We start from the raw sequence: 1028 nt of genomic DNA, 5'->3' as shown, positions 1-1028 counted from the left end.
TCGAAATTTAGTGGGTTTTGCCCCCCTAGCCCCCCAATTTTGGGGGGTAATGATGTCAAAGTCCCCCAGAATTGGGGGATTTAGGGGGCACTTGCGTAAGTCCTGTTATTCAAAAGCTGATAGCTGATAGCTGATAGCTGATAACTAATAGCTGATAACTGATAACTAATAGCTGATCGCCTTAATCACTAAAACTAATTTGTGGTCCTTTTGGTACAATACCAGAGGGATTAATAAAGGGATGACTCTTATAATAATGCTGCTTAATGTGGTCAATATTACAGGTTTCCTTTACCCCTGGCTGATGATAAAGGTCTTTGAGATAATTCCACAAATTGGGATAATCGAAAATTCGTCGCCAATTACATTTGAAATGGACGTAGTAAACTGAGTCAAAACGTAGCAGAGTGGTAAACATACACCAATCAGCTTCGGTAATGCGATCGCCACAGAGATAACGTTGTTTACCTAACACCCCTTCCCAATAGTTAAGGGCATCAAATAGTTCAGTTACTCCTTCTTCATAGGCTTGCTGAGTAGTAGCGAATCCGGCTCGATACACACCATTATTAATAGGTTGGTAAATGGCATCAATGGTTTTATCAATCTCTTCCCGTAAATTCTCCGGATAAAAGCTGATATCCGACTGAGCAATCCCGTCGAACTCTAGGTCAAACATCCGAATAATTTCACGGGATTCATTATTAACAATCGTGCCAGTTTCCTTATCCCAAAGTACTGGAACTGTCACCCGTCCGGTACAGTTAGGGTCAGCTTTGATATAAACTTCCCGCAGATAGCGAGCACCATTGACTGTATCAGGGATACAACCAGGCCCATCGGAAAATTCCCATCCATCTTTATCCATCAATGGGTCAACAATGGACAGGGTAATCGCTTCCTCCAATCCCTTTAAGGCTCGCATAATCAGAGTGCGGTGCGCCCAGGGACAAGCATAGGAAACATAGAGATGGTAGCGTCCAGAGGCTGGTTTATAGTCTGTGGAGCCATCAGCACGAATCCAATTA

General features: G+C 43.1%; 1 protein-coding gene. It reads right to left on the bottom strand.

Annotated elements, in window-relative coordinates; genetic code table 11:
• Positions 1 to 181: 181 nt before the first annotated feature.
• Positions 182 to 1028 (bottom strand): glutathione S-transferase family protein (locus F6K49_RS52755; protein ID WP_293111099.1); only part of this gene is annotated, 847 nt, incomplete at its 5' end.

This window comes from Moorena sp. SIO3I6, assembly GCF_010672095.1.
Note: the sequence above shows the minus strand (reverse complement) of the source record. Positions and strands in the feature narration are given on the sequence as shown.